Genomic DNA, 24,974 nt, shown 5'->3' on the forward strand with positions numbered 1-24,974 from the left:
CCCCCCCGCCCCCCGCGCCCTATGATGCTACTCCCACTCGATGGTTCCCGGGGGCTTGCTGGTTACGTCCAGCACCACCCGGTTAACGCCGTCCACTTCGTTGGTAATCCGGTTTGAGATCCGTGCCAGCAGGTCGTACGGCAGGCGTGACCAGTCGGCAGTCATGGCGTCCTCACTGGACACCGGACGCAGGACGATCGGATGGCCGTAGGTGCGGCCGTCGCCCTGGACGCCGACGCTGCGGACGTCAGCCAGCAGCACAACCGGCATCTGCCAGACTTCCTCATCCAGGCCGGCTGCGGTGAGCTCGGCGCGGGCAATCGCGTCCGCGCGGCGCAGCAGGTCCAGGCGGTCCTTGGTGACTTCGCCGATGATGCGGATGCCCAGTCCGGGGCCGGGGAACGGCTGACGGCCGACGATCTCAGCCGGCAGGCCGAGTTCGCGTCCAACCGCACGGACTTCGTCCTTGAACAGCAGGCGCAGTGGCTCAACCAGTTCGAACTGCATGTCCTCCGGCAGACCGCCCACGTTGTGGTGGCTCTTGATGTTCGCTGCGCCTTCGCCGCCGCCGGATTCGACGACGTCCGGGTAGAGCGTGCCCTGGACCAGGAACCGGATCGGCTCGCCGGCCGCGTTGGCTTCGGCCATGATGGCGCGCTCAGCTTCTTCGAACGCGCGGATGAACTCGCGGCCGATGATCTTGCGCTTGGTCTCCGGGTCGGTGACGCCGGAAAGGGCGCTCAGGAAGCGCTCCTGCTCGTTGGCGACGTAGAGGTTGACGCCGGTAGCAGCGACAAAGTCGCGTTCAACTTGTTCGGCTTCGCCTTCGCGCAGCAGTCCGTGGTCAACGAACACACAGGTGAGCTGGTCGCCGACGGCGCGCTGCACCAGGGCAGCGGCCACAGCGGAGTCAACGCCGCCGGACAGGCCGCAGATCACGCGGGAGGAACCGATCTGTTCGCGGATCCGCTCGACCTGCTCTTCGACAATGTTGCCGGTGGTCCAGCTGCGGTCCAGCCGCGCGCCCTTGAAGAGGAAGTTCTCCAGGACCTGCTGGCCGTGTGCCGAGTGCTTTACTTCCGGGTGCCACTGGACGCCGTAGAGCTTCTTGTCCTCGTTGGCGAAAGCAGCCACCGGTGCGCCGGCGGTGCTGGCGAGGACCTCGAAGCCCTCGGGTGCTTCGTGGACGCTGTCGCCGTGGCTCATCCAGGTGTTCTGGTGCTCGGGGGTGCCCTCGAGGATGGAGCGGGAGCCGTTTACTGCTGCGGCGTCAGTGGATCCGTATTCGCGCATGCCGGTCTTTGCGACCTTGCCGCCAAGGGCGGCTGCCATGGCCTGGAAGCCGTAGCAGATGCCGAAAACCGGAACGCCGGCATCAAACAGGGCAGGGTCCACCTTCGGGGCGCCTTCGGCGTACACGCTGGAGGGGCCGCCGGAGAGGATGATCGCTGCGGGGTTCTTGGCCAGGAGTTCCTGGGTGCTGTAGGTGTGCGGCACGACCTCGGAGTAAACGTCGGCTTCGCGTACGCGCCGGGCAATCAGCTGGGCGTACTGGGCACCGTAGTCCACTACCAGGACGGGGCGCTCTTCAATGGGAGCAGTCGCGGGATTAGTCACGGTTTCAAGGATAGTCGCCCCGGAGCACCGCCTGCACATTGTGCCGGTTGCAGGCGGTGAAGAAGCCGCCTAGTACCGCTTGGCGGCTTCGGGGTGCGCTTCGAGTTCCGCAAGAACCTGCTTGTGGGTGCGGGTTTCCACGATAAAGGACAGGAACGGCACCACACCGCCCAGTGCAATGACAATGAACTTGGAGAACGGCCAGCGCATCAGCTGCCACAGCCGGAAGTCGGCGAACAGGTAGACCACGTAGAGCCAGCCGTGCGCGATCAGCACCGCGGTGTAGAGGTTCAGGCCGCCCACAATGACCGGCGGAATCTCCAGCACGTACTTCATGATCATTTCCGCCACCAGCAGCAGCAGGAAGATACCGGTCACCCAGGACGAAACCTTGTAGAAGGCCAGGGCCGTCCGGATCTGCGCGTGGGTGCCGCCGAAGCGGCGCTTCTTCTTCTTCGGGCGCGGCTGCCGGGTGACTGCGGGGTCGCTCACTTCTTTACCTCACTGGTAGTTGTACCGGGTTCGTCGTCGTACTCGTCGTCTTCGTATTCGTCGTCTTCGTACTCGTCCTCTTCGAGGCTGCGCTGGTAGGAATCAGCCAGCAGGCGCCACCACAGGAAGACGGAGAAGCCGGCGAAGACCACCCATTCAACGGCGTAGAAGATGTTCAGCCAGTTGATGGTTGTTTCCTGCGGCTGCGGCGCCACGGTGACCGTCTGCAGTCCGGTCTCAACCGGGGCACCGTTGGCCGTGGTCTCGTGCGCGGTCACAAAGGCCGAGTACAGGGGCTGGTCCCAGATGTTGCTGAGTTCGGCACTCGAAAGCGCTGCGACGGTGCCGCCCGGCACCGGTCCGGCGATCGGAGCCTCCGGCGGGAGCAGCCGGCCGGTAATGGTGATTTCCCCCTCGGGGGCGGTTCCGGCGTCGCCGGCTTCTTCCGTCCAGCCGCGCACCACGGGGATCGATGCGTCCTGCGGGGCGCCGTCGACGTCGAACGCGGTGACGACCCAGTAGCCCTCTTCTCCGTCCAGCAGGCGGTTGCCGATCAGCACCTGGTCTTCGGGCTGGAAGGAACCGGTGAACGTCACCATCTGGTCCGCCTGGGTGCCGTAGAGCGGTACGCCGGGGGTGAAGACCTCGGTCAGCGGGAGGACGGTTTCGGTGTCCTCCGCCGGGGGCGGCCCCTCGTTTTCGGCTGCCGAGAACTGCCACTCGGAAAGCAGCACGAACACGGTGGATATGGCCAGGGCAAACAGCAGTCCGGCGATCCAGCGCGGTTTCAGGGCAGTCTTAAGCACGGCTTAACGGTACTTCGTAGTCGTGTAGAAAACCCAATGCCGCCTCCGGGTCCGCTTTAGTGATCAAAGAACACCAGCGAGGAATTCATGAGCTCGGCAATGACTTCCGGATCCTGCGCCCGGCGCAGGGATTCCCGGAAGGACGGCCGGAACAGGGACCGTGCCAGCGTGGCCAGCACCTCCAGATGCTCCGAGTAGGCGCCTGCCGGCGTGGCAATGAGCAGCACCACGGTCGCCGGGCCGTCGGAGGCACCGAAGTCCACACTGTGCCCGTACTTGCACACCCCGACGGCGATTGAGGTCTTCAGGGTGTACTGGCTGCGGGCGTGTGGCAGTCCGATGCCGCCGGGCAGCCCGGTAGCCATTTGGTGCTCCCGGGCCGTGACGTCCTTCAGGAAGCCATCCAGGTCCCGAATGCGTCCCTGGGCGAACATCCGTGCGGCCAGCTGCGCCGCGGCGTCGTCCCGGTCCTTGGCCTCCATTTCCAGGATGACCATTTCCGGCTCGGTAAGGACGGCGCCCGACGCGTTCAGGCTGAGCTCAGTCATGCGTTTCGTATCCGGTTCAGCGCGGGGCGATGTCCTGGACGGCCAGCCGGGCGGCGTCGGCGGAGACGTCGTCGGGCTGTTCCTGGCTCAGCCGTTCGGCTTCCACACGGGCGAGGTAGTGGCGCACTTCCTCTTCCACCCGCGCTTCGTCCCAGCCCAGGATCGGAGCCATCAGCTCAGCAACGACCGGCGCTGCCGAGACGCCGCGGTCCCAGGACTCAATCGAAATCCGGGTACGGCGCGCCAGGACGTCCTCGATGTGGCGTGCGCCCTCATGCGTGGTGGCGTAAACAACCTCGGCGCCAAGGTAGTCATCAGCGCCGGGCAGCGGTTCGCCCAGGGCAGGGTCAGCGGCGATCAGGTCCAGAACCTCACCGGAGAGCGCCCCGTAGCGGTTGAGCAGGTGCTCCACACGGACAACGTGGATGCCGTATTCGTCCGCCGTGCGGTGGCGCCGGTTCCAGGCTGCCTTGTAGCCGACGGCGCCCAGCAGCGGGATGGTCTGTGTACAGGACTCGGGGACCTTCTCATCCAGTGCCCGTGCCGCTTCGTCCACGGCGTCCTTGGCCATAACGCGGTAGGTGGTCCACTTACCGCCCGCCACAACCACCAGGCCGGGTACGGGGTGCGCAACGACGTGTTCGCGGGACAGCTTGGCCGTGGAGTCGTTCTCCCCCGCCAGCAGCGGACGCAGCCCGGCGTAGACGCCCTCGACGTCTTCGCGGGTCAGCGGCCGCTTCAGGACGCGGTTGACGTGTTCGAGCAGGTAGTCGATGTCTGCAGAAGTGGCGGCAGGGTGGGACTTGTCCAGGTTCCAGTCGGTATCTGTGGTGCCGATGATCCAGTGCCGTCCCCACGGAATGACAAAGAGGACGGACTTTTCAGTGCGCAGGATCATGCCCACCGTGGACTGGATGCGGTCCCGGGGCACCACCAGGTGGATGCCCTTGGAGGCACGGACCTTCAGCTGGCCGCGGTCGGTGACCATGGCCTGGGTCTCATCGGTCCAGACGCCGGTGGCGTTGACCACCTGGCTGGCGGCGATGTCGAACTCTTCGCCGGTTTCCTGGTCACGGACGCGGGCACCCACCACACGCTCCCCCTCGCGGAGGAAGTCGACGACTGAAAGCCGGTTCACGGCAGTGGCCCCGTAGTGGACGGCAGTGCGGACCATGTTCGCCACGTACCGGGCGTCATCCACCTGGCCGTCGTAGTAGCGGATGGAGCCGATCATGGCGTCATCCTTGAGGCTGGGGGCAGCCCGCAGGGTTCCGCGGCGGCTCAGGTGCTTCTGCATGGGCACGCCGCGGGAGTTGCCGGACGTCATACCCAGGGTGTCGTAGAGGAAAATGCCGGCGCCCACGTAGGGCCGCTCGATGAAACGCTTGGTGAGCGGGTAGAGGAACGGAACGGGCTTCACCAGGTGCGGAGCGATGCGCTGCAGCAGCAGGCCGCGTTCCTTCAGTGCTTCCTGGACCAGTGCGAAGTCGAGCATCTCCAGGTAACGCAGGCCGCCGTGGATCAGTTTGGAGGAGCGTGAGGAGGTTCCGGAGGCCCAGTCACGGGCTTCCACCATGCCGACCTTCAGGCCGCGGGTCACGGCATCCAGTGCAGCACCGGCGCCCACCACCCCGCCGCCGACGATCAGGACATCCAGCTGACCGCCGGGTTCCGACGTCGAACGCAGTCTTTGCAGGGCTTCTTCGCGGTATTCCGGGCTAAGTGCATCTGTTGCCATGGTCTAGTTCCTCTCTGAAGCGTGCCCCGGGGGTGGTGGGGTTGGACGTGCTCAGGTGTTGTAAAGGTATGGCGAGACCAGCACATCAATGCGCTGGAACGCCTTCAGGTCAGAGTATCCGGTTGTTGCCATTGCCCGCCGCAGAGCCCCCATCAGGTTGGAGGTTCCGTTGGTGTGGTGCGAGGGACCCCAGAGGACTTCCTTCAGCGGGCCGACGGTGTCCAGGTGGACCCTGTCACCGCGCGGGAGTTCGCTGTGGTGGGCTTCCTGACCCCAGTGCCAGCCGCGCCCGGGTGCTTCCTCGGCGCGGGCCAGAGCGGAGCCGAGCATCACGGCGTCAGCGCCCATGGCGATGGCCTTGATGATGTCACCGCTGGTGCCCATGCCGCCGTCGGCAATCACATGCACGTACCGGCCGCCGGACTCATCCATGTAGTCCCGGCGGGCTTCGGCGATGTCGGAGATGGCCGTGGCCATCGGGGCGTGAATGCCCAGCGCCCGCCGCGTGGTGGTGGTGGCGCCGCCGCCGAAACCGACCAGGACACCAGCTGCGCCGGTGCGCATCAGATGCAGGGCCGGGGTGTAGCCGGCAGCCCCGCCGACGATCACGGGGACGTCGAGTTCGTAGATGAACTGCTTGAGGTTCAGCGGTTCAACATTCTTGGAGACGTGTTCGGCGGAGACGGTGGTTCCGCGGATCACGAAGATGTCCACGCCGGCGGCCAGGACGGTCTTGTAGAACTCCTGCGTGCGCTGCGGAGTCAGGGAGCCGGCTACGGTCACGCCCGCTTCGCGCATTTCCGCCAGGCGTGAGGTGATCAGTTCGGCCTGGATCGGCGCAGTGTAGATCTCCTGCAGCCGCCGGGTAGCGGAGGGATTGAAGTTCTCTTCGCTGAGGACGGCGATTTCGTCCAGAATCGGCTGCGGATCCTCGTACCGGGTCCACAGGCCCTCGAGGTTCAGGACGCCGAGTCCGCCCAGGCGGCCCAGTGCGATGGCGCTGGCCGGAGACATCACCGAGTCCATCGGGGCGCCGATGACGGGCATTTCAAACTGGTAGGCGTCTATCTGCCAGTTGACCGAGACATCCTGGGGATCACGGGTGCGCCGGGAGGGCACAATCGCTACGTCATCCAGGGAGTAGGCTCTGCGCCCACGCTTGCCACGGCCGATCTCTATCTCGTTAGTCACTGCTCTAGGTTATCCCAGTCGTTAAAAGAAGCAGGCACCGATCCGGTGCGGACGGTGCCTGCTTCCCATAACGGCATGCTTTAGCGGCGGCCGTAGTTCGGTGCTTCAGCGGTCATCATGATGTCGTGCGGGTGGGATTCCTTCAGTCCGGCGGAGGTGATCCGGACAAAGCGGCCCTTGGCCTTGAGCTCGGGGATGGTGTGGGCGCCGGTGTAGAACATGGTCTGGCGGAGCCCGCCCACCAGCTGGTGTGCGACGGCGGACAGCGGGCCGCGGTAGGGCACCTGGCCTTCGATGCCTTCGGGGATCAGCTTTTCGTCGCTCGGCACGTCGGCCTGGAAGTAGCGGTCCTTGGAGTAGGACGTGTTCTTCCCGCGGGTCTGCATGGCCCCCAGGGAGCCCATGCCTCGGTAGGTCTTGAACTGCTTGCCGTTCACGAACACCAGGTCACCCGGGCTTTCCGCGGAGCCGGCGAGCAGGCCGCCGAGCATCACGGTGTCTGCGCCGGCGACGATCGCCTTGCCGATGTCGCCCGAGTACTGCAGGCCGCCGTCGGCGATCACCGGAACGCCTGCGGGAATAGCTGCTTTGGCCGCTTCGTAGATGGCGGTGATCTGCGGTACGCCAACGCCGGCAACCACACGGGTGGTGCAGATCGAGCCCGGGCCTACGCCAACCTTGATGGCGTCGGCACCGGCGTCGATCAGCGCTTGCGCACCTTCGCGGGTAGCTGCCTGGCCGCCGATGACGTCCACGTGGGCTGCGGCGGGGTCCTTCTTCAGGCGGGCAATCATTTCCAGCACGCCTGCGCTGTGGCCGTTGGCGGTGTCCACCACCAGGACGTCCACTCCGGCGTCAACCAGTGCCATGGCACGCTCGTAGCCGTCACCGAAGAAGCCGACGGCGGCGCCGACGCGCAGCCGGCCCTCGTCGTCCTTGGTGGCCAGCGGGTACTGCTCTGCCTTGTCGAAGTCCTTGACGGTGATCAGGCCCTGGAGGCGGCCGTCGTCGTCCACCAGCGGAAGCTTCTCGATCCGGTTCTTGCCCAGGAGCTCAACGGTCTCTTCCGGGGTGATGCCCACGCGGCCGGTGATCAGCGGCATCCGGGTCATGACTTCCCCGACCTTGCGGGTGGGGTACTCAGAGCGCGGGATGAAGCGGGTGTCGCGGTTCGTCACAATGCCCAGCAGCTTGTTATCCGGATCCACGACCGGCAGGCCGGAGACCCGGAAGTGGGCGCAGAGGTCGTCCAGTTCCTGCAGCGTGGCGTCCGGGTCGATGGTGACCGGGTTGGTAATCATGCCGGATTCGCTGCGCTTGACGCGGTCAACGTGTTCAGCCTGGTCTGCGATGGAGAGGTTGCGGTGAATGACACCCAGGCCGCCGTGGCGGGCCATGGCAATGGCCATGCGGGACTCGGTGACTGTATCCATCGCTGCGGAGAGCAGCGGGGTCTGCACGGTGATGCGCTTGCTCAGGCGGGAGCTGGTGTCTGCCTCGGACGGAATAACGTCCGTGGGGCCGGGCAGCAGAAGGACGTCGTCGTAGGTAAGTCCGACGAAGCCGAACGGATCGTGTTCTGGGGACTGCTGGCTCAAGTGCGCGCCTCTTTCAGGACCGGAGAGTTTTGTGGGGGTGGGTGGGACAACACGCCCGCGTTTATCTAATCGTAGAACGAAATCGGCGGCCCTCCCTATTCCTTCGGATGCTTTGGCCCTATGTCGTTCCGGTCATGCTGACGCCCTCCCAGCCGGTGGCGGCCAGGATGCGCTCGGCCAGCACGTGGGAGGTGGTTTCCATGTACGTCCGGTTCAGGTGGTCATGGTCTTTGTAGACGATCACGTTGCCGATAATTCCGGGGCAGCCGCCGTCGAAGCAGAACTGGTCGCTCATATCCAGGACACGTACGCCGGGGATCCGCGCCTCGAGCCCGTCCAGCGGAGAGACTTCAGCAAGCAGCTGGCTGCGGGGAACGTGGCAGGCCTGCGCGTTGAATCCGTTGGATTCAAGGCACTTGAACATGTCGAACTCGAATCTGGGGTTGTCCCGCATGGCAAGGACCTGGATCCCTGCTTCGGCGAAGCCGCGAACACCTTCCTCATAGCCGCCGGCCAGGGTTTCATCCGGCACGGATTCCCGCGTCACCGACGCCACGGTGAAGACTGCGTCCGGCATCAGGTCCAGCACGTACTCCCCCGCCGCCTGGTTGAAGGCGTTGCATTCCTCGGAACGCTCCGGGTCTTCTGCTCCATAGCGGCAGCCCATCTTCAGGACCGACACCATATGCCAGTCATTGGCCAGTGCCACCGGTCCCAGCGCTGCAGTCCACTGCATCGCGTGGGAATCCCCCAGGACCACTATGGTTTTCTGTGCACCGGCGGCGGTGCCGATCTGCTTGCAGTGCTTTTCCAGCATGCTCTCCGGCGCCGGGGCCACGCTCTCCTCACAGGCCTCGTCCAGTTTTGCCCATTCCTCGTCCATCTCCGACGGCGCCGGTTTCACCAGTGCCTGGGTGGATGATGCGGTTTCGAAGTCCGGGTCCAGGGACAGAGCTCCGGGGTTGTCCGCGATGGACTGCAGCCGCACGGCCTCGGCCTGCGCGTCTACCTTGGCCTGCCAGCCGGCCAGCGGTGCTGCAACGAGCGCGAAGGACGCCGCCAGCACCAGGCCGGAACGCCAGGACGCAGCCTGCGGCCAGGACCAGGTGCGCAGCGGGCCTTCAACCAGTTTGGTGGTGAGCACGGCCAGCAGCAGCGACACGGCAATGACGACGGCGCCGTCCACCATCCCGGCGTTCTGCTGTTTGGAGGCAATCAGCCAGAACACCAGCACCGGCCAGTGCCAGAGATACAGGGCATAGGAGTTGTCCCCCAGCTTCACCAGCGGTTTGGCTTTGAGCCAGCGGTCGGCGCCGGCCCGGCTTCCGGTATCTCCGGCGGCGATCACCATGGCTGCTGCCAGGGTAGGCCAGAGGGCAAGGTAGCCGGGGAACTGCTGCTGGACCTGCAGGATGATCCCGCAGCTCAGCATGGCCACCACACCGGTCCAGCCGACCAGGATCCGGATCCGGCGGCCGATGCGCAGAAAGGGCAGTGCCAGTGCCAGCAGGGAACCGAGCGCGAATTCCCAGAGCCTGGTCCGGGTGTCAAAGTAGGCGTAGGCCTGGTTGGCCCCGGTCTGCCAGATTGAGAACGCCAGCGACACTGCGAACACCGCTGCGAAGACCACGGCCAGCACTGACCGGTAGCTCCTGCCAACCAGCCTGGCCGCCGGCAGGGCTGCAGCGAAGATCAGGGGCCAGAGGATGAACACCTGGCCCTGGATGGACAGGGACCAGAAATGCTGCAGGGGGCTGGCGGCACTGTGGTCTGCCGCCAGGTAGTCCACGGCGTTGTTTGCCAGGGCCCAGTTCTGGAAGTAGAAGAGCGAGGACCAGGTTTGTCCGATCAGGTCCTGCCGGGCGCTGGCCGGGAGCAGTGCCGCCGCAGCTCCCAGCACCGCAAGCAGGACGACGGCGACGGCGGGCAGCAGCCGCTTGAACAGGTGCAGCCAGTACCGGCCCAGGGCCAGCGCACGGCCGCTTTCTGCCTTGCGGACAAAGGAGCCGGTCAGCAGGAACGCCGAGATCAGCAAAAAGACATCCACGCCGCCGGATACCCGGCCCAGCCAGACGTGGTAGAAAACCACCAGTATCACGGCCAGGGCCCTCAGGCCCTGGACCTCCGGCCGGTAACGGCGTTCGGCGGCGGGTGCGGCGTTGGCCGGCGGGGCAGGCGAAGCGGCAGCGTGCTGCACGGGTGCTGACACTTGCGGGTGTCCTTTCAAAGCGGCAAATACCGCAAGAGTTTACCGGCCGCCCGCTCCGGACCCTGAATCCCGCCGTCCCGCTCAGCCGCCGGGAAGAACAAAAGCCCCGTCCGGTGCGGAGGAATCCGCGCCGGACGGGGCCTTTAGGCTCAGCCGGAATTAGTGGCTGTGGCCGTGGTCATCTTCTTCGTCAGCCGGCTTTTCGACGACGAGCGCCTCGGTGGTCAGCACCAGGGCGGCGATGGAAGCGGCGTTCCGCAGAGCGGAGCGGGTGACCTTGACCGGGTCGATAACTCCGGCTTCGATCAGGTTGCCGTATTCGCCCGTGGCGGCATTGAAGCCGTTGTTGACGTCCAGCTCGCTCACCTTTGAAACAACAACCATCCCTTCGGCACCGGCGTTTTCAGCGATCCAGCGCAGCGGCTGGGCCAGCGCACGGCGGACCAGGCCGACGGCAGTGGCGGCGTCGCCGTCGAGCTTTGCCACCTCGGAATCGGTGTCCAGGGCGCGGGAAGCGTGGACCAGCGCGGAACCGCCGCCGGCCACGATGCCCTCTTCCAGGGCAGCACGCGTAGAGGACACAGCGTCCTCGATGCGGTGCTTCTTTTCCTTCAGCTCAACCTCGGTTGCAGCACCAACCTTGATCACACCGATGCCGCCGGACAGCTTGGCCAGGCGTTCCTGGAGCTTCTCGCGGTCCCAGTCGGAATCGGTGCGCTCGATCTCGGCGCGGATCTGGGCAACGCGGTCAGCGACGTCAGCTTCGGAGCCGGCGCCGTCAACGATCGTGGTGTTGTCCTTGGTGACGGTGATGCGGCGGGCAGAACCCAGCACCTCCAGGCCAACCTGGTCCAGCTTCAGGCCGAGGTCCGGAGACACAACCTGGGCGCCGGTGAGGGTGGCGATGTCCTGCATCATGGCCTTGCGGCGGTCGCCGAAGCCCGGAGCCTTGACGGCAACAACGTTCAGCGTGCCGCGGATCTTGTTGACGACCAGGGTGGAGAGGGCTTCGCCGTCCACGTCTTCGGCAATGATGAACAGCGGCTTGGAGGCCTGCAGCGCCTTTTCCAGCAGCGGCAGGAACTCAGCCACGGAGGAGATCTTGCCGGAGTTGATCAGGATCAGGGCGTCTTCAAGGACAGCTTCCTGGCGCTCAGCGTCGGTAACGAAGTACGGCGAGAGGTAACCCTTGTCGAACTGCATGCCTTCGGTGATGACCAGTTCGGTGGACGTCGAGGAAGATTCCTCGATGGTGATGACGCCGTCCTTGCCGACCTTGTCGAAAGCCTCGGCCAGCAGCTGGCCGACTTCCTCGCTCTGGGCGGAGATGGCAGCCACGTGGGCAACCTGGTTGCCTTCGACTTCCTGGGCGTTTTCCAGCAGGCGTGCGGCCACTGCCTCAACAGCGGTCTCGATGCCGTGCTTCAGCGCGCCGGGAGCGGCGCCTGCAGCTACGTTGCGCAGGCCTTCCTTGACCAGCGCCTGGGCCAGGACCGTGGCGGTGGTGGTGCCGTCGCCGGCAACATCGTTGGTCTTGGTGGCAACTTCCTTGGCCAGCTGCGCGCCAAGGTTCTCATACGGATCGTCGAGCTCGACTTCGCGGGCGATCGTGACGCCGTCGTTGGTGATGGTGGGAGCGCCCCAGGTCTTGGCGAGCACCACGTTGCGGCCGCGCGGGCCGAGGGTGACCTTGACGGTGTTGGCGAGCTTGTCGACACCGGCTTCCAGTGAACGACGGGCGGAGTCGTTGAACTCCAACTGCTTTGCCATGTGTGTGTCCTTTCGAGAACTACATCTACAAAAGAAGACCCCGGCCGAATCTGGCCGGGGTCTTCAAAGACTTACTTGACGACGATGGCCAGCACGTCGCGTGCGGAGAGCACCAGGTATTCCTGGCCGCCCTGCTTGACCTCGGTTCCGCCGTACTTCGAGTAGATGACGACGTCGCCCTCGGCGACATCGATCGGCACACGGTTGCCGTTGTCGTCAACGCGGCCGGGGCCGACAGCTACGACTTCACCTTCCTGGGGCTTTTCCTTAGCGGTGTCCGGGATGACCAGGCCGGAAGCCGTGGTCTGCTCAGCTTCGAGCGGGCGAACAACGATGCGATCCTCAAGGGGCTTAATAGAGACCGACACTCGGGCTCTCCTTTGCTTAGTTACTAACGGGTTTGTGGACCGTCGGTAGGCGCTTGCCGTCGTCGCGGGTGCCGGTGGGCGCTTCCCTCAGGAATTAGCACCCTCACTAGGTGAGTGCTAGCTCCGACTTTATGCAACGGTTAGCACTCGGTCAAGGTGAGTGCCAACAAAGGTTTTACCCGGCACCTCCCCCGGTCCCGGCAAGTGGGACTGCACTGCGTCGTTCGGTTACTCACGTGCGTTCATGGAGTTGCTTAGCCTTGCCTAACAAGATAGTTTTCAAAGGCGCGCAAAATTAGCCAACGATTTTGTGACCTAATGCGGAGGCATCCGTCATTGGGCCAAACCATAGAGATCATCTGGAGCACCCCGTGAAGACCACCCTCAAGTCCCGGCTGCTGGCCGGAACCGCCCTGGTTTCCCTGCTTGCCGTCAGCGCGTGCGGTTCGGAGACCGAAGCCGCTGCAGAACCCGCAGCGACTGAGCCGGCCACCGTCACCGTGGAGCACACCCAGGGCACTACCGAGGTTCCCGTGAACCCCGAGGTTGTCTACACCTTCGATCTGGGCGCCCTGGACACCCTTGATGCCCTGGGCATCGAGGTTGACGGCGTTCCGGCCGCCAACTTCCCCGAAAGCCTCTCCAAGTACGGCTCGGATGACTACGAGAAAATCGGCAGCATGAAGGAGCCGGACTTCGAAGCCATCAGCGCCGGCGCCCCGGACCTCATCATCATGTCCGGCCGCACCGCAGACTCCTATGAAGAGTTCTCCAAGATCGCCCCGACGATCAACCTCAGCACCGACGCTGCGGATCCGTGGAACTCCTTCATCTCCAACACCGAAATCATCGGTGAAATCTTCGGCAAGGAAGCCGAGGTCGAGGAGAAGCTCGCCGCACTGGACGCCAAGGTCGAAGAAACCAAGGCCACCGCTGCCGACGCCGGCAACGGCCTGATCATCATGACCAGCGGCGGCGAAATGACCGCTTACGGCGCCGGCTCACGCTTCGGTCTGATCCACGATGTCCTGGGTGTCGCCACGGCTGCTGACATCAAGTCCGAAGCCCAGCACGGCGAATCCGTGTCCTTCGAATACGTCGCCGAGATCAACCCGGACAACCTGTTCGTCATTGACCGCGACGTCGCAGTAGGCAACGCCGGCGAAGTTGCCTCCGCGGTCCTGGACAACGAACTCGTCATGGGCACCAAGGCTGCCAAGAACGACCGCATCACCATGCTGGATTCCTCCAGCTGGTACCTGGTGGGCTACGGCCTGAACAACGTTGACGCCATGGTCAGCGCTGTCCAGGACGGCATCTCCTAACTCGTCCCCCTCATCTGCCGGATCGCATCCGGCTGCTAGATCCTCACTGGCCGGGACCGCCTTCGGGCGGGCCCGGCCCGTGAGGGAGACGGAACCTTCATGACAACACAGCTCACACCCCCCACAGCTCCGGCACAGGCCGGGGCCGCTGCCGTCTCCGGACAGCGGCGACGGCGGGTCCCCGGTCCGGCAGCCATGCTGGTTCTGGGCGGCACCGCCGTCCTCGCACTCGCCGTCGTGAGCATGTTTGTGGGTGTCAGTGACGTCTCCCTGTCCTCGCTGCTTGCCGGCGACGAACACGCCTGGAACATCTTCTGGGTCAGCCGGGTGCCGAGGACCCTGAGCATCATCCTGGCCGGCATGGCACTGAGCGTGGCCGGGCTGATCATGCAGCTGATGGCACGGAACAAGTTCGTGGAGCCGTCCACCGTCGGCACGATCGAATCCGCGTCCCTGGGCATCCTGGTGGTAACCGTCCTCATCCCCGGCGCCTCGCTGTTTATGAAGATGTCCACTGCCACCCTCTTCGCCGTGGCCGGAACAGCCCTGTTCCTGCTCATCCTGCGCCGCATCCCGCTGCGCAACACCCTGATCGTTCCCCTTGTGGGCATTATGCTCGGCGGTGTCATTGCGGCCGTGACCACGTTCTTCGCCTACCGGTTCGACCTGCTGCAGACGCTGAATTCCTGGATGACCGGAGACTTCTCCGGCGTGCTGCGCGGACGCTACGAACTGCTGTGGATTGTCGGCGCCCTGACCCTGATCGGGTTCCTGGCCGCTGACCGGTTCACCGTGGCCGGCATGGGCCAGGAGTTCACCACCAACCTGGGCCTGAACTACAACCGGGTGATGACCCTGGGCCTGATCATCGTGTCCCTGATCAGCGCCGTCGTGGTTGTCAGTGTGGGTTCCGTTCCGTTCCTGGGACTGATCGTCCCGAACCTTGTCTCCCTGCTCGTAGGTGACAACGTCCGCCGCGCAATTCCCTGGGTCGCGATTTTCGGCGCCGGCTTTGTGCTGGTCTGCGACATCATCGGCCGGACCATCCGCTACCCCTACGAAATTCCGGTAGGGGTGATCGTCGCTGCCGTGGGCAGCGTCCTGTTCCTCTACCTGCTCCTGAGAAAGCGCTCCGCCCGTGCCTAGCTCCCCCACCAGCGTCCTGCCCTCGGCAATGACGGTGCAGCGCCGCCGCCCGGTGCGAAACCTCTCCCCTCGGTTCTGGATTATCGCCCTCTCCGTTGTGGCCGCGGCCCTCGTTGCCGTCTTTATGACCATCGAGCTGCGCGGAAACATCGGCTATGTCCTGCCGCGCCGCGCCATCAAGGTGGGCTCGATGATCCTGGTGGCCTACGCCGTCGGGGTTTCCACCGTGCTCTTCCAGACTGTGACCGCCAACCGGATCCTCACGCCGTCAATCATGGGCTTCGATGCCCTGTACGTGCTGATCCAGACCGTCCTGGTGTTCACTTTCGGCGGCGGGCTGGTGCTCTCCATGTCCGAGCCGCTGCGCTACGGAATGGAAGTTGCCCTGATGGTAGGCTTCTCCTTCCTGCTCTACCGCTGGCTGTTCACCGGCGGCGGCAAGTCCCTGCACCTGATGCTGCTGGTGGGAATCGTGCTGGGAACCATGTTCCGCGGCATGTCTTCCCTGCTGCAGCGGCTCATCGAGCCCAGCGAGTTCATCATCCTGCAGGACCTGTTCTTCGCTTCCTTTAATAATGTCGACGGCGCGCTGCTGGGCTATTCGCTCATCGCCGTGGCGATCGTCAGCGTTCCGGCCTGGCGGATGCGGCACTCACTGGATGTGATGTCCCTTGGACGGGAAACCTCGATCAACCTGGGTGTAAACCACAAGCGGTCGGTGACCGGCGTCCTGGTTATCTGCTCGGTCCTGGTTGCGGTCTCCACCGCATTGGTTGGCCCGGTTACCTTCTTCGGCCTGCTGGTGGCCTCGCTGGCCTACCAGCTGTGCTCCCATTTCTCCCACAAAGCCGTGGTTCCCATCGCCGTCCTGCTGGGCATCATCGCCCTGGTCGGCGGCCAGCTTGTCCTCGAACGCATCTTCGCCTTCGATACGGCGCTGAGCATTGTTATTGAATTCGTTGGCGGGATCGTCTTCCTGATCCTGCTACTGAAAGGCTCCCTCAAATGATCCAGGTAACCGGCGTCACCAAGCAGTACGCGGGCAAAACGGTTGTTGATGAGGTGAGCTGCCACATCAAGGAAGGCGGCGTCACCTCGATCATCGGCCCCAATGGAGCCGGCAAGTCCACGCTGCTTTCAATCATCAGCCGCCTGCTGAAGTCCGATGCCGGTTCGGTCACCGTGGACGGCCTGGACGTCTCCAATGCTCCGGGCAAGGACCTGGCCCGTAAGATGGCCATCCTGCGGCAGGACAACCATCTGACCGTACGCCTGACCGTCCGCGACCTGGTAGGTTTTGGCCGCTACCCCCACAACGGCGGACGCCCGACGTCGGTCTGCCGCGAGAAGATCGAACAGGCCATGGCCTTCCTTGACCTCACGGCGCTGGCCGACCGCTTCGTTGACGAGCTGTCCGGTGGCCAGCGCCAGCGTGCATTCATCGCCATGGTGCTGGCGCAGGACACCGATTACCTGCTGCTGGATGAGCCGCTGAACAACCTTGATATGAAGCACTCCGTGGAGATGATGCGGCTGCTCCGCCGCCTGACGGATGAGCTGGGCAAGACCGTTGTCCTGGTCATCCACGACATCAACTTCGCGTCCTGCTACTCCGACGACATCATTGCCATGGCGGACGGCAGGCTGCTCCACCAGGGGCCGCCGTCAGCGATCATGCAGCCGGAGGTCCTGAAGGACATCTACGAGATCGATATCCGCATCGAGGAGATCGAGGGCAACCGGATCGGCGTGTACTTCGCCTAGCCCGGCCTAGGCGTATTCCGCCCAGACTTTTCCTTCCGGCGCCGTGCCGTCTGCCGGCCGCTGGTCAAAGCCCGGCAACTCCGGGATCCAGAGCGGAGTTCCTTCAACCGCGGCGTGGATAAACCGCACCAGGGTGTCCCAGACAGCGGCGGTGGAGACCGGCTCCAGCATCACCGAGCCGCTCTCTTCAGCCGGGCTCAGCCGGTACTGGCCCGCAGATCCCGCGTGAACGAAACCGAACCAGCCGCCCGTCTCCTCATCGACGATTTCCCAATCAGTCCATGGTTGTTCCCACATACGCCTGGCAGCCTCGCCCAAACCTTCCGGGGCGCTTACCTGGGCGGACTTCATTCTGGCCTCGTACTGGTCCTTCGTCAGGACCACCGGTTCATGCGTAATGCTCCATGCCGGTGAGAAGCCCAGCCAGTCCGCTATGGCTTTGGGGACGGCATTGGCTTGAAGCACCTGAACGGACAGGTTATCCGGGCCCGGTACCCGCGCGGATGGCGTGGAGAAGCGCGAGGGTTCCGCTGTCACCCTGCCGATACCGCCGCCGATCCATACCTGGAGAACGGCCCCGCCGAGCGCGTCACCCACTGTGACGCTGAAGGCCGCGTCCAGACTGCGTAACGGTGCCACGAACGCAGTGCCTGCCGGTGTCAGCGAGCCGTCTGCCGCGAGGAAACCCGCGTCCCGAAGCACCGCAACCTCCGGGCCCTTGCGCTGGAACATTCCCAGCCGGTGCCGCTCCGCCAGACTGTCCATCAGTTCCAGCGCAGGGATGGGCAGCAGGAGTGCCGGTTCCTGGTAGGGCTGCTCTGCTGCGAGACGGTCCAGATCCTCGCGGTCCTCCCCCGCCAACCGGCTTGCCGCTTCATCCAGGCGGGGCTCCGTGGGCGCGATGGTGTCCATGAGGCTGCGTTCCTGGCTCTCCCCGGCATCGTCCCCGGCATCGATCCGAAGATCCTGGATCATCTGCTCGAACAGCAGCTTCATCCCAACTAGCTGGTCAACTGTGTAGCTTGCCGTAGCCTCGAAGACCCGGTTGCCCGCGATCCACAGCCAGCGGTCCGCGCAGACCGGGTGCTGCTCTGTCTGGTGAACGAAGCGCTGCCGCCTGGCACTCACAGGCCCTTCGGGGCCGTCTATTGGCCACACCTCGTGGGCAATGATGCGGACCCGCTGCGCTGTTTGCATGGTCGAAGCCAGTGCCGCGGTTGCGTAGCGGGCCAGGGAGATCCCGTCCGCAGGTGCCCAGCGCAGTACCATGCTGGGTCGAAAGATCCCGGAGGTTACTGGTGGATGTGCGACGACGATCGTGTTCGCGGAGCTCTCGACGAACTCCCAGCCACCCGGGCAGGGAACCCGCATGCCGTCGGCACGTTCGTAGCTGAAGCCGGCAGCATTCGTCATTGCTTCCTTTTCCCGTTCGAGTCGTAAAAGTCCCTCACAAACCGGTCTTCCCCGCGCGCCTCCAGTTTGTCTCCCTCTTTCATCCACCGCGGCTGAAGGAACTTCGGCATCCAGTAACAGCCCAGAAGTCCGATGGCGAGGCAGCTGAAGAGAAGAATGCCGTAGGGAACAATAAGGGCGTCAATGTCGGACTGAAGTACGAATTCGCTCGGTGCCATCAGGATGAGCCACGCCCCGATGAATGTCTGCGCCAGGGAGGGCTTTCCGGGCATAAAATGATCCAGGACCAGCAGGCCCACAAACTTCTTTGCGTAAAGGAGGAGGCCGCCAGTAAACAAAATGAGTCCAAAGGGCAACATGAACGCAAAGAACACCCAATAGTTAATTTCAGATTCCATGCTGCTCCTTGCGTTGGTTTTTATTGCCGATGCCAGGGGGCTTCGTCATGCACTCAAGCTTTCTCTTCCTTTCCAGTAAGTGGTCAACTGCCAAAGAGTTTGTCCCACCCCTTCACGAAACCGTCTACGGCATCCATGACACCGTCGGCTGCAACGTCTTTCAACGTGCGGCCGCCCAAGGAATCAAATTCCATTGAGGTAACCGCTGAAATGCCGATACCGATGAAGGCCCCAACTACGGTGCCGACTGGCCCGCCGATTGCGGTACCGATGAGAGCACCGGCACCAGCTGCACCGATGTCGATGGCCGCCTTGGTACCGCCCTTTAGCCCGCCCTCGAGGTTTGCCCGTCCGTCGAGTTCATCCCGGCTCCAGCCTGGATTCGCCTGCAGCAGTTCGTTGTAGGCGTCCTTCCGCTCACCGGCAATGGTGAAGCCCGCTGTAAGAGTGGCAAACACACCGGGGCCGATCTTGATCCCTTTGGCTGCTGTGCCGAGGTCTTTGAACCTTTCTGGCAGCACCCAACGTGATGGATTCACATTTACCCGGTTGCGGTACCAGCCGGAGTGGTTATACAGGCCCCTGAAAACATTAGGCCGAAGATCGAAACCGAAGACGGTAGTGCGTTTCCATTCACCGTCAGTGTTCCGCCACCCCCTGGCCATATGCCGTATACGTTCCACCGCCGTTTGGTATCGGCGGTACACCGGGACGGTTATCGGTACTTTGGTAACTGTTTGGCGAGCAGTGGTCGCGCTTATCCCCTTGGCGACCATTCCATTGATAATCGTCGCCGGAATCCCTGTTGCCAGCCCCAGGAGTCCACCGTCTCCGTGAAATGCGGACCGGATTTTTGCAGCGGTTTCCTCTTCCAAGGCGCGGTATTGGGCGGCCAGCGCAGATACCTCGGCAGACAGGAGCAGGTCCGCTGTGGCTGCCGGAGGCGGAGTGTAGGCCTGGTCAGCGGTGCAGTCCGCCGCCAGCTCGTTGGCAGCGCGAATCTCCGCCTCCCGCACCCGCGCCATCAGCGAACTCCGCCTGTATTCAAGGGTGCGGATTCTGTTGGCAAATTCCGTCAAAGTACTGCTGACCATACCGGCGGAGTCCTCCAGCATCCGGGCATTAGGCATAACGTTCTCAAATGCGTCCAGTGTTTCGGTGGCGCCGTCTCCGGAGTAGTGCGACCCGAGTTGCTGCCAGGTGCTTTTGGCCTGCTCGACACCTTGGAGGTATGCCTCCCCACCCCGTTTCAATGCAGGTGCGGTGCTCCCCACCGCAACCGGCGAACACCAGCCAAAAAGTCCTGACGTGTCTATGGTCATCAGTGGGTGTCCCTGAATCCGGGTCCAGCGTGCATCGAAACCTGCAGCTCAGCAAGGCTGGACTTCGCGGCTTCAGCCATCTCCTGGTCCGCGCCCGCAATGACGGACACGGCTCTTCGGACGCCCTCGGCCGCATTGTGGATGCGTGCTTCTGCGGCCTCCACCTGCCGGCTCATTGTGTCCTGCCAAACCTCGGCGAGCGCCCGCCCCACAATCCCCGAGCCAGCCATACAAGCGGCCTGTGCTGCGTCCATGCCCTCCCTAAGAGCGGACACGGCCTCATATCTGCGCTCGTCTTCCTCCACCTGAAAGAGGATGCTGGCGCATCCCCCGGGATTGACGCTGTATCCGTTCACCGGCATGTCCCCTCCTGATACCCGCCATCGTTACATCCTTGTGCGAGCCGGCTACCGCCGGGGACGGGAGAACCCCCGTTCTCGCAGCGCCGGGCCCCTTTTCGGGAGAGCGTACGGGTATCCAGGGATCTAGGCTCTGGCTGCGCTCAATCTGTGGATAGCTTCCTCAAGGACCTCCGGTGCGCAGCCAAAGTTCAACCGGACGCAGCCTGCCCCGGCCGTCCCGAACTTCAGTCCGGGTTCCAGCGCAACACGTGCCTTCTCGAGGGCATACTCCGCGGGATCCGTGCCCCAGCCCAGGGAACGCATATCCAGCCAGGCGAGGTAGCTGGCATCCGGCATGCGGTATCCCACTCCCGGCAGTTCCGCAGCCAGCAGCTCGCGCAGAAGTTCCCGATTGGAGGCCAGAACTGCCAGCACACCGTCGAGCCATGCCTCACCCTCGGCATACGCGGCGGCCGTGCCGTGCAGGCCCAGGATTGAGGTCCGGAAGCCAACTTCCTCCGGCATTTCATCCAGCAGCAGCCGGGTTTCGGGGGCTGAGGCAATCATCAGCGCGCACTTTGACCCGGCAATGTTCCACCCCTTGCTGGCCGCTGTCACGCACACGCCATGGGTCCGTGCTTCTTCTGACACCGAGAGGAAGGGAGTAAAGACCTCCGGGGAGTGGACCAGCGGCGCATGGATTTCGTCGCTGACCACGGTGGCACCGTACCTGGCAGCAAGGCGGGCGACGGCGTCGAGCGTTTCCTTAGGGTGTACCAGGCCTAGCGGGTTGTGCGGGTTGCACAGCAGCAACGCCCTGGCACCCGCGGCGAAGGCCGTCTCGAGTCCGTCCAGGTCCAGGGACCACCCAGCGTCGTCGTCCTGCAGCAGCGGCACCTCACGTATCTTGCCGCCCGCTTCCAGCGGAAGGTCGAAGAACGGCGGATAAACCGGTGGAGTGATGATGACCTCGTCCCCCGGGTCGAGAACCTGCCGAAGAGTCTCCACGATTGCCACGCTGACGTCGGTGGTGGTCCGTACGTCCTCGGGGTCCACCTCCCAGTCCCAGCGGCGGTCCGCGAAGCCGGCGAACGCCGGGCCCACGGGACCGGGGCCGGATACGTAGCCGACGTCGGACGCTTCGATCCGTTCGATCATTGCGCGTGCCACGGGCGGGGCCAGCGGGTAGTCCATCTCCGCTACAAACAGCGGCAGCACGTCGTCGGGGTGGGTGCGCCATTTGGCACTGGTGCGCCGGCGCAGAACATCGAGGGAATCAACAGCCATCTCAGTCATGGCCCCCAAGATACCCGGTCGCGCGCCTTGACTCGCGTTCCCCGTGGAGGGTCCGCCGCTTACCGCGGGTCGAATGCTCCCTGGGCTGCCGCAAGGATGAAATTGACCAGGGTGTCCCAAACCGCCGCCGCAGGCTCAGGTTCAAGGGCCACACCGCCGTTCCGCGGATCGGCCGTCGCCAGGAACGGGCCTGCGTCTCCTGCCGTGACCCAGCCCAGCTTTCTGCCGCTGTGCACATGCTCAACGTTCCAGCCCACCCAGGGCTGGGCCCACATCCGTGCTTCGGCTTCCCCCAGTCCTACTGGAGCCTCGACGTTGGAACCCCCGTTGAGGCGGCGCTCAAACAGGTCCCCGGAGAGCCGCAGCGGGTACTGGCCCGCGGTCCAGGCTGGTACCAGGGGAAGCCATTTTGCAAGAAAGACCGGCAGCGCTGCAGCGTCAATGCAGAGCAGCTCGCAGCTGCCGGAAGGCATGACCGTGGACTGCAGCCCGGAGGCGGAAGGGCCGGCGGCAACCAGCGCCGAGCCGGCCCCCAGCCAGGCATCCATACCGGTGGAGCCGTCCGGGCCGACTGCGCTGACCGTGAACTGCGCCTGGAGCCCACGCAGCGGCTGCACGAATTCCCTTCCCGACGGAGTCAGCCGCCGGCCGTCCAGGACCCCCAGCGCCTGCAGCTGGGCGGCAGATTCCCCGGCGCCGGCGGCGTCGAACCGTCCCAGCGCATCCCGGTTTGCCATGGACAGCAGCAAGCTGAGGCTCTCCGGGCCAATGATCTGTCCGCTCACCCGGTGGCGCTGCTCGGCCCGCAGCGGCGCCAGATCCTCAGCAGCTGTCTGGAGCAGCCGCGAAGCTGCCTGGTCAAGTCTCGGCTCGGGACCGGCAGGACTGGCTGGGGCTCCTGCTGCCGCCGGGGCTGCTGCCGCCGGGGCTGCTGCCACAGGAGCTGCACGGCGCATCTGGAAGACCATGTCCTCGAACAGCGGGCGCATTCCGGCGTGCTGTTCGAGCGCATAGCTTGCCGTGGCTTCCAGCGAACCGCCGCAGTCGCTGAAAAGCCAGCGGTCCACGCACACAACCTGTCCCTCGGCCACCCTCACGAAGCGCTGCTGGCGGCCTTCGACCAGAGCCCCTTGGGGGTCCAGCTGCTGATGCCACAGCTCATTGGAGATGATGTGTGTTCCGGGAAGGACCAGGGTGCCCGCGAGCGCAGCCGTGGAGAGCCGGGGCAGCGAAACAGAATCTGATTCGCTGCGGCGCAGAACAAGGTTCGGGCGGAAGTGTCCTTCCGGGACGGGCGGATGGGCCAGCACAACGCTGTCCGCCGGCGCGTCCAGCTGTTCCCAGCCCTCGGGCCGGGGCACCACAAGCCCTGCGGCCACTTCCGAGATGAGTCCCCCGCTCACGGCTGCTGTCCGTCTGACGGCTTGCCCTGCCCTTGAAGGAAACGTTTGGCGAAAAGGTCTTCGCCCCTGGCCTGCAGTTCTGCGTCACGGCGCATCCAGGGGGGCCGGAGGAACATTGGATACCAGAACGTTCCAACCAGGCCAGCGGCCAGCAAGGCGAAACTGAAGATGCCCAGCAGACCCTTCGCAGTGCCTTCAGGGATGAACTCAGCGAGCGGAACCGTCATCATCCAGGCGCCCAGCCAAGTCATGGCGAGCGCCAGCTGTCCTGGGAACAGGTCGTTGAGGGCCAGGAGCCGGAGCCACCGTTTCAAATGCACCATGAGGCCGCAAATGAACAAAAACAGCCCAAGCCCCCACAGGAGTCCGAAGACCACCCAATCGTTCACCCTGGAACACCCTTCTCTGCATTCTTCGTCTGTGAGGCGAAATCATCCCGCAGCTGACCCAGATTAGCCCGGGGCGTCAATTTCCCCACAACCTGTCCCATGCCTCGCCTGCAGCTTCTAAGCCTTCGGAGACAGCGTCTTTGGCCGAGTCATACAGGTCCACCGTGAATTCGGAGGCCTTGTCTTTAAAACTGTTGCCGTCGCTGCCCGCGTCAGTAAGCCCTGAAATCCCCATGCCAACACCGAACCCGATCACAGTGCCAACGGGACCGCCAATGACGGTGCCGATGGCCGCGCCGGCGGCACCGGCTCCAAGGTCGATACCGACGGATGTGGCGGTTTGTACAGCCGCCATCTCGTTGGCCCGGAATTCCCGGTCGGCGTCACTCATTTCCGGGTTTTCGCGCAGCAGTTGATTGTGGTTCTCAGCCCTGTTGTCCGCGAACGTAAGGCCGGCCATCGCCGTCGTAAGGACAGCGCCGCCAACCTTGATCCCTTTCAGGGAGTTGGGGGTCTCCGCCCAGCTGGGCGTCTGCGGGTTCGGAACCTGCCAGCGGTCGGGCCGGGCGTCCACCCGTGTCCGGTACCACTCGGAGGTGTTGTACATGCTCCGGCTCACCTCTGGGCGCCATTCGCGCACCGTGCGGTAAATCTCCTGGGTAAACCACTGGCGCCTGGTAATACCGGCGTCGGGGTGCTGTGGCGAGTGGACGGAAACCCACCGACCGTCTTCCCACAGCCAGCGGTAACCCAGCTGCTCCGGACCGGTGAGCTGGTCATAGGAGCCAAGTACAGGAGTGAAGCGCCGTTCCAGGACCGGCATCGGCACCTCACGGGCGTTGACAACCGTGACGCGCTGGAAGGTATGGACCCCCATGACGTTGTCAGCCGCGGCGGCAACGAGTCCGAAGTTGGGTCCGGCCAAGGCTCCTACCAGGCCGGGTTTGTGCCCGCCAACGTTGTTCAGGGCGGCGGCACACGTTTCTTCCGCCTCCTGGTAGCTGCGGGCAAGCCTGTCGATCTCCGCCTGGAGCATCGTCCTCTGGAAGTCCTGGAGACTGCCGTCCGGATCTTGCGGGGTACAGACCGGAGGGCCAAAAGCAGCAACCCGTGCCAGCAGGTCCCTGCGCAGGATGTTCAGCGCAGCGACCTGGTCCGAGAAGCCGGTGAGGGCAGACGCAGCCTGTGCACTTGCTGATTCCACCAGCTCCGAGTGCGGAGTGATGTTCCTGAAGACAGCGAGGATGTCCTCCCGTTCAGGTGCCTCGTAGCAGCCTGACAGACCAGTCCACACCGTTTCCTGGTTTTGGACTGCGTCCCGGAACATCTCGCCGGCAGTTCGGAGAGCGTCCGCCCCCGTTTGGGCAGCCTCTGGGTCAGCCCAGTTCTGCAGTCCTGAGATGTCCAGCATCAGAAGATCTTCACATCGTCGAGTTCGATAGAGGGGGCTTCCACCGCAGCGCGGCGGGCGTCCTCAGCCATCTCCAGATCGCCGGCGACATATGCGCTGACAGCTGTTCCCACACCGCTCACCGCGTTGTGGATCCGGGTTTGGGCTGCTTCGCACTGGAGATGGAGAGTGTCGTTCCAGAGATTCGTCAGCGCAGCCGCAATGGCGGGGCTCGACATGGTGCCCAGAACCTGGTCGACTGCTGCGCTGAGCTGGGTGTGTGCGGCCTCAGGGCCAGGATCGGTCCCAACCCGGTGCAGGATCCCCCTGCACGCTTCTACCGCTATGTCGTAACCAGGCAGCGCCAATGTTCCCCCCAAATGATCTACACGGACCTTCAAAACTGTAAGGGAAAGCCAGAAGCTCCTGCGATGGGGAGAACTCCCCATG

23 protein-coding genes are annotated in these 24,974 nt (G+C 64.3%); 4 read left to right on the forward strand and 19 right to left on the reverse strand.

The genetic code is table 11. From position 1 onward, the window contains the following. Nucleotides 1-27: 27 nt before the first annotated feature. From guaA to groES, 10 genes are all read right to left on the reverse strand, one after another. Nucleotides 28-1,656, reverse strand: coding sequence for a glutamine-hydrolyzing GMP synthase (gene guaA, locus TVC13_RS04870; RefSeq protein WP_422400105.1), 1,629 nt, complete (start codon nt 1,654-1,656; stop codon nt 28-30). Between the two features lie 30 nt (nt 1,657-1,686). Continuing rightward, the gene (locus TVC13_RS04875; RefSeq protein ID WP_422400106.1) at nt 1,687-2,109 is read right to left on the reverse strand and encodes a DUF3817 domain-containing protein; all 423 of its coding nucleotides are present in this window, start codon (nt 2,107-2,109) and stop codon (nt 1,687-1,689) included. Next, nucleotides 2,106-2,915: an SURF1 family protein gene (locus tag TVC13_RS04880; RefSeq protein ID WP_422400107.1), complete on the reverse strand. Its 810-nt coding sequence runs from the start codon at nt 2,913-2,915 to the stop codon at nt 2,106-2,108. Before TVC13_RS04880 ends, TVC13_RS04875 begins: the two co-directional genes overlap by 4 nt. Nucleotides 2,916-2,971: 56 nt before the next feature. Continuing rightward, nucleotides 2,972-3,463, reverse strand: a complete 492-nt coding sequence (locus TVC13_RS04885) for a PTS sugar transporter subunit IIA (RefSeq protein ID WP_422400108.1) — start codon at nt 3,461-3,463, stop codon at nt 2,972-2,974. A 16-nt stretch (nt 3,464-3,479) separates the two neighbouring features. Beyond that, entirely contained in the window at nt 3,480-5,201 is a 1,722-nt protein-coding gene (locus TVC13_RS04890) for a glycerol-3-phosphate dehydrogenase/oxidase (RefSeq protein WP_422400109.1), read from the reverse strand. A gap of 51 nt (nt 5,202-5,252) precedes the next feature. Then, nucleotides 5,253-6,392: a GuaB3 family IMP dehydrogenase-related protein gene (locus TVC13_RS04895; RefSeq protein WP_422400110.1), complete on the reverse strand. Its 1,140-nt coding sequence runs from the start codon at nt 6,390-6,392 to the stop codon at nt 5,253-5,255. A gap of 80 nt (nt 6,393-6,472) precedes the next feature. After that, on the reverse strand, nt 6,473-7,990 hold the full coding sequence (gene guaB, locus TVC13_RS04900) for an IMP dehydrogenase (RefSeq protein WP_422400111.1): 1,518 nt from the start codon (nt 7,988-7,990) through the stop codon (nt 6,473-6,475). Between the two features lie 118 nt (nt 7,991-8,108). Further along, nucleotides 8,109-10,199: an acyltransferase family protein gene (locus TVC13_RS04905; RefSeq protein ID WP_422400112.1), complete on the reverse strand. Its 2,091-nt coding sequence runs from the start codon at nt 10,197-10,199 to the stop codon at nt 8,109-8,111. 159 nt (nt 10,200-10,358) lie between these two features. Next, on the reverse strand, nt 10,359-11,969 hold the full coding sequence (gene groL / locus TVC13_RS04910; protein ID WP_422400113.1) for a chaperonin GroEL: 1,611 nt from the start codon (nt 11,967-11,969) through the stop codon (nt 10,359-10,361). 71 nt (nt 11,970-12,040) lie between these two features. Beyond that, the gene (gene groES / locus TVC13_RS04915; RefSeq protein ID WP_055239413.1) at nt 12,041-12,337 is read right to left on the reverse strand and encodes a co-chaperone GroES; all 297 of its coding nucleotides are present in this window, start codon (nt 12,335-12,337) and stop codon (nt 12,041-12,043) included. 371 nt (nt 12,338-12,708) lie between these two features. Here groES and TVC13_RS04920 point away from each other — a divergent pair, with 371 nt between their 5' ends. From TVC13_RS04920 to TVC13_RS04935, 4 genes are all read left to right on the forward strand, one after another. Next, nucleotides 12,709-13,662 (forward strand): siderophore ABC transporter substrate-binding protein, encoded by a 954-nt coding sequence (locus TVC13_RS04920; protein ID WP_422400114.1) that lies wholly within the window; start codon nt 12,709-12,711, stop codon nt 13,660-13,662. A 99-nt stretch (nt 13,663-13,761) separates the two neighbouring features. Further along, nucleotides 13,762-14,808, forward strand: coding sequence for an ABC transporter permease (locus TVC13_RS04925; RefSeq protein ID WP_422400115.1), 1,047 nt, complete (start codon nt 13,762-13,764; stop codon nt 14,806-14,808). Beyond that, on the forward strand, nt 14,801-15,817 hold the full coding sequence (locus tag TVC13_RS04930) for an iron chelate uptake ABC transporter family permease subunit (RefSeq protein WP_422400116.1): 1,017 nt from the start codon (nt 14,801-14,803) through the stop codon (nt 15,815-15,817). Before TVC13_RS04925 ends, TVC13_RS04930 begins: the two co-directional genes overlap by 8 nt. Continuing rightward, nucleotides 15,814-16,572, forward strand: a complete 759-nt coding sequence (locus tag TVC13_RS04935; protein WP_422400117.1) for an ABC transporter ATP-binding protein — start codon at nt 15,814-15,816, stop codon at nt 16,570-16,572. Before TVC13_RS04930 ends, TVC13_RS04935 begins: the two co-directional genes overlap by 4 nt. Nucleotides 16,573-16,578: 6 nt before the next feature. On the opposite strand, the gene TVC13_RS04940 is transcribed toward TVC13_RS04935, so the two are convergent. The 9 genes from TVC13_RS04940 to TVC13_RS04980 form a co-directional block, all read right to left on the reverse strand. Further along, nucleotides 16,579-17,985, reverse strand: coding sequence for a hypothetical protein (locus tag TVC13_RS04940; protein ID WP_422400118.1), 1,407 nt, complete (start codon nt 17,983-17,985; stop codon nt 16,579-16,581). After that, on the reverse strand, nt 17,982-18,383 hold the full coding sequence (locus TVC13_RS04945) for a hypothetical protein (RefSeq protein WP_422400119.1): 402 nt from the start codon (nt 18,381-18,383) through the stop codon (nt 17,982-17,984). The genes TVC13_RS04940 and TVC13_RS04945 overlap by 4 nt, the downstream gene beginning before the upstream one ends. 83 nt (nt 18,384-18,466) lie before the next feature. Beyond that, nucleotides 18,467-19,705, reverse strand: a complete 1,239-nt coding sequence (locus TVC13_RS04950; protein ID WP_422400120.1) for a WXG100 family type VII secretion target — start codon at nt 19,703-19,705, stop codon at nt 18,467-18,469. Further along, nucleotides 19,705-20,067, reverse strand: a complete 363-nt coding sequence (locus tag TVC13_RS04955; protein ID WP_422400121.1) for a DUF6507 family protein — start codon at nt 20,065-20,067, stop codon at nt 19,705-19,707. Before TVC13_RS04955 ends, TVC13_RS04950 begins: the two co-directional genes overlap by 1 nt. Nucleotides 20,068-20,190: 123 nt before the next feature. Continuing rightward, nucleotides 20,191-21,342: a MalY/PatB family protein gene (locus TVC13_RS04960; RefSeq protein WP_422400122.1), complete on the reverse strand. Its 1,152-nt coding sequence runs from the start codon at nt 21,340-21,342 to the stop codon at nt 20,191-20,193. A gap of 59 nt (nt 21,343-21,401) precedes the next feature. Then, the gene (locus TVC13_RS04965; RefSeq protein ID WP_422400123.1) at nt 21,402-22,745 is read right to left on the reverse strand and encodes a hypothetical protein; all 1,344 of its coding nucleotides are present in this window, start codon (nt 22,743-22,745) and stop codon (nt 21,402-21,404) included. Beyond that, entirely contained in the window at nt 22,742-23,059 is a 318-nt protein-coding gene (locus TVC13_RS04970; RefSeq protein WP_422400124.1) for a hypothetical protein, read from the reverse strand. The genes TVC13_RS04965 and TVC13_RS04970 overlap by 4 nt, the downstream gene beginning before the upstream one ends. A gap of 151 nt (nt 23,060-23,210) precedes the next feature. After that, nucleotides 23,211-24,545 carry a hypothetical protein gene (locus TVC13_RS04975; protein WP_422400125.1) on the reverse strand — a complete coding sequence of 445 codons (1,335 nt, stop codon included), beginning with the start codon at nt 24,543-24,545 and terminating at the stop codon, nt 23,211-23,213. Next, nucleotides 24,545-24,973 (reverse strand): DUF6507 family protein, encoded by a 429-nt coding sequence (locus tag TVC13_RS04980; RefSeq protein WP_422400126.1) that lies wholly within the window; start codon nt 24,971-24,973, stop codon nt 24,545-24,547. The genes TVC13_RS04975 and TVC13_RS04980 overlap by 1 nt, the downstream gene beginning before the upstream one ends. Nucleotide 24,974 lies beyond the last annotated feature (1 nt).

This window comes from Arthrobacter sp. 3Tela_A (genome assembly GCF_049311025.1).
Classification (GTDB): domain Bacteria; phylum Actinomycetota; class Actinomycetes; order Actinomycetales; family Micrococcaceae; genus Arthrobacter_B.

Bases quoted from the DNA above. Each gene is read 5' to 3' on its own strand.
- guaA (WP_422400105.1), bottom strand. From the start codon at position 1,656: ATGTGCAGGCGGTGCTCCGGGGCGACTATCCTTGAAACCGTGACTAAT.
- TVC13_RS04885 (WP_422400108.1), bottom strand. From the start codon at position 3,463: ATGACTGAGCTCAGCCTGAACGCGTCGGGCGCCGTCCTTACCGAGCCG.
- TVC13_RS04890 (WP_422400109.1), bottom strand. From the start codon at position 5,201: ATGGCAACAGATGCACTTAGCCCGGAATACCGCGAAGAAGCCCTGCAA.
- groL (WP_422400113.1), bottom strand. From the start codon at position 11,969: ATGGCAAAGCAGTTGGAGTTCAACGACTCCGCCCGTCGTTCACTGGAA.
- TVC13_RS04925 (WP_422400115.1), top strand. From the start codon at position 13,762: ATGACAACACAGCTCACACCCCCCACAGCTCCGGCACAGGCCGGGGCC.
- TVC13_RS04935 (WP_422400117.1), top strand. From the start codon at position 15,814: ATGATCCAGGTAACCGGCGTCACCAAGCAGTACGCGGGCAAAACGGTT.
- TVC13_RS04940 (WP_422400118.1), bottom strand. From the start codon at position 17,985: ATGACGAATGCTGCCGGCTTCAGCTACGAACGTGCCGACGGCATGCGG.
- TVC13_RS04945 (WP_422400119.1), bottom strand. From the start codon at position 18,383: ATGGAATCTGAAATTAACTATTGGGTGTTCTTTGCGTTCATGTTGCCC.
- TVC13_RS04950 (WP_422400120.1), bottom strand. From the start codon at position 19,705: ATGACCATAGACACGTCAGGACTTTTTGGCTGGTGTTCGCCGGTTGCG.
- TVC13_RS04955 (WP_422400121.1), bottom strand. From the start codon at position 20,067: ATGCCGGTGAACGGATACAGCGTCAATCCCGGGGGATGCGCCAGCATC.
- TVC13_RS04960 (WP_422400122.1), bottom strand. From the start codon at position 21,342: ATGACTGAGATGGCTGTTGATTCCCTCGATGTTCTGCGCCGGCGCACC.
- TVC13_RS04975 (WP_422400125.1), bottom strand. From the start codon at position 24,545: ATGCTGGACATCTCAGGACTGCAGAACTGGGCTGACCCAGAGGCTGCC.
- TVC13_RS04980 (WP_422400126.1), bottom strand. From the start codon at position 24,973: ATGGGGAGTTCTCCCCATCGCAGGAGCTTCTGGCTTTCCCTTACAGTT.